General features: G+C 66.8%; 2 protein-coding genes and 1 pseudogene. 1 reads left to right on the forward strand and 2 read right to left on the reverse strand.

The annotated features are described in order from the left end of the window. Positions 1-1,469: histidine ammonia-lyase (gene hutH, locus ACT54B_RS21165; RefSeq protein WP_476047910.1), on the reverse strand; the 1,469-nt coding region annotated here is incomplete at its 3' end. Between the two features lies 1 nt (position 1,470). Next, positions 1,471-2,679 (reverse strand): imidazolonepropionase, encoded by a 1,209-nt coding sequence (gene hutI, locus ACT54B_RS21170; RefSeq protein WP_476047911.1) that lies wholly within the window; start codon positions 2,677-2,679, stop codon positions 1,471-1,473. A gap of 84 nt (positions 2,680-2,763) precedes the next feature. On the opposite strand from hutI, the pseudogene ACT54B_RS21175 reads away from it, so the two are divergent. Beyond that, positions 2,764-3,119: pseudogene (locus ACT54B_RS21175) on the forward strand (formimidoylglutamate deiminase); the annotation flags it as partial.

The following is a 3,119-nucleotide window of genomic DNA, read 5'->3' on the forward strand; positions in this document are numbered from 1 at the left end:
TCGCCGGCCGCGGCCATGTCGTCGCCCATGAACCGGTCTTCGACAAGCGGCGCGATCCGTTCGCGGATGGCGGCCTTTACGGCCAGAAGTCGCGGCGAGGTCACATGGGGGGCACGCAGTTCCACGCCCTGCGCACCCATCATCGCCTCGACGCCGAGAATCCAGTAGAGATTCTGGGTCATCGGCAGAAGCCGGCGCGCGCCGTGGCAGGCCATGGATACATGGTCTTCCTGGTTGGCGCTGGTGGGCGTGGAGTCGATCGAGGCCGGATGCGCCATCTGCTTGTTTTCGCTCATCAGCGCGGCGGTGGTGACTTCCGCGATCATCAGGCCGGAATTCAGGCCGGGCTTGGGCGTCAGGAAGCCGGGCAGTCCGTAACTCAGCGCCGGATCGACGAGCAGCGCGATGCGCCGCTGGGCAATCGCGCCGATCTCGGCCACGGCGAGCGCGATCATGTCGGCGGCGAGCGCCACCGGCTCGGCATGGAAATTGCCGCCGGATACGACCTGCCCGTCGGAGAGGACGAGCGGATTGTCGGTCGCTGCATTTGCCTCGATCTCCAGGGTGCGGGCCGCCTGACGCAACACGTCCAGGCAGGCGCCGTCGACCTGCGGCTGGCAGCGGAGGCAATAGGGATCCTGCACGCGCTCGTCATTGTCCGCATGGGCGGCGCGGATGCCCGAGCCCTCCATGAGGAGGCGGAGCGCCGCCGCCACCTCTATCTGACCGGCATGGCCGCGCAGCGTGTGGATCTCCTCGATGAAGGGTGCGGTGGAGCCCATGGCGGCATCGGTGGAGAGCGCCCCGGTGACGATGGCGGATTTCAGCGCGCGCATGGCCCGGAAGAGACCGGCAAGCGCGAGTGCGGTGGAAACCTGCGTGCCGTTGATCAGCGCCAGGCCTTCCTTGGCTTCGAGCGCGATCGGCTCCAGCCCGACGGAACGCAGCGCCTCTGCGCCCGGCAGCCGGCGGCCGCCGACGATGGCCTCCCCATGGCCGAGCAGAACGGCCGTCATATGGGCCAGCGGCGCCAGATCGCCGGATGCGCCGACCGAGCCCTTTTCGGGGATGACCGGCAGCACGCCCTGTTCGAGCATCGCCTCGATCCGGTCGACGATCAGCCGGCGCACGCCCGAAGCGCCGCGCCCGAGCGACATGAGCTTCAGCGTCATGATCAGGCGGACCACGCTGTCGGGCAGCGGATCGCCCACGCCGCAGCAATGGGAGAGGATGAGGTTGCGCTGCAGGGTCGCCACGTCGGCGCGGTCGATCTTGATCGAGGCCAGCTTGCCGAACCCGGTATTCACGCCATAGACAGCGGCATTGCCCGCCGCGACTTCGGCGATCCGGGCCGCAGCCCGGTCGATGGCGGCATGGGCCGAAGGCGCGATGCGTACGGGCGTTCCGTTCCAGTAAATCTCTTCCAGATCGGCAAGCGTAACGTTTCCGGGGGTGAGAAATCGTGTCATGTCAGACCTTCTGTCCTTTGAAGTAACGGGCATGGAGCGGATTGAAGCCGATGGGATTGACCAGTTCCGCCGGGCTCTGCGCATTCCAGATCGCAAGATCCGCCGAGAGGCCGGGCAGGATCGCGCCGGTTTCGCCGGCAAGGCCGAGCGCCTTTGCCGCAGCGCCGGTGGTGCCGCGCAGGCATTCGCCGACCGTCAGGCCGAAGAGGACAGCCCCCATGTTCATCGCCATCAGCAGCGAGGTCATGGGTGACGTGCCCGGATTGGCATCGGTGGAAAGAGCGATATCGGCACCCGCTGCGCGGAGCGCCGCGACCGGAGGAAGCCGGGTTTCGCGCAGCATGTAGAACGCGCCCGGCAGCAGCACCGCCACGGTTCCCGCTTCGGCCATGGCGCGGGCATCCTCTTCGGTCAGATATTCGAGATGATCGGCCGAGAGCCCGCCGCGCGCCGCCGTCAGCGCCGCACCGCCCTGATGGGAGAGCTGTTCCGCATGCAGTTTCACCGGCAGGCCGAGCGCCTCCGCCTTGTCGAAGACGCGCGCGATTTCATCGGGCGTGAAGGCAAGATGCTCGCAAAACCCGTCGACGGCGTCCACAAGCCCTCCCGCGTGGGCCTGTTCCAGCCCGGCCAGCACCACGCGATCGAGATAGGCGGCGCGGTCGGACGCGAATTCGGGCGGAAGCGCATGGGCCGCAAGCCAGGAGGTTTTCACCCGGACCGGGCGCAGACCCTCGAGCAGCCGGGCGGCCCGCAGCATCCGGATTTCCGCCTCGACCGAGAGACCATATCCCGATTTGATCTCTACCGTGCCGACCCCTTCCGCGAGGAGGGCATCCAGACGGGGCAATGCCTGGGCCACGAGCGCTTCCACGCTCGCGTCTCGCGTGGCCCGCATGGTCGAGACGATGCCGCCGCCCGCCGCCGCGATCTCCGCATAGCTTGCCCCTTCCAGACGCATCTGGAACTCGGCTGCGCGATTGCCGCCATAGACCAGATGCGTGTGGCAATCGATCAGCGCCGGCGTCACAAGCCGGCCCGCGCAATCCACCACCGTCGCCCCCTCGGGAGCGACAAGGCCGGCCCCGACGGAAATCACGCGCCCGTTGCCGATAAGAACCGATCCCGGTTCCGTCGTCGCTTGCGCGGACGGGCCCCGGTAAAGCATGGCGTTCTCGAGAAGAATGGCTGTTTCTCCGGCAGGTCTCATCTCGGCTCTTCCTTTGTCGCTGGAATAGGTATATACATATAAATGATCCGCATGCATAGCCCTCTGACGGGAGAAAGGACAGAAATGGCCAGGGAGATTTTCGCGAGGGCGGCCTTGCTGCCGCAGGGCTGGGCGAGGAATGTGCGTATCGCCTTCGATGGTTCCCTCATTGCGGAGGTCGTGCCCGATACCACGCCGCAGCCGGGCGATGTGACCGCCGAGGCCCTCGTTCCCGGGCTCTCCAATCTGCACAGCCATGCCTTCCAGAGAGCGATGTCCGGACTGGCCGAGACACGCGGCCCTTCGGCGGACAGTTTCTGGACCTGGCGGGAGGCCATGTATCGGTTCGCGCTGCATCTCGATCCCGACCAGATGCAGGCGGTTGCCGAGATGGCCTATGTGGAGATGCTGGAAACCGGCTTTACCCGCGTGGGGGAGTT

The sequence above is a fragment of the Gellertiella sp. DMC107 genome (assembly GCF_056313605.1).

What these genes read in the sequence shown, in the direction of transcription:
- hutI (WP_476047911.1), bottom strand. Translation starts at nt 2,679, where the DNA reads ATGAGACCTGCCGGAGAAACAGCCATTCTTCTCGAGAACGCCATGCTT.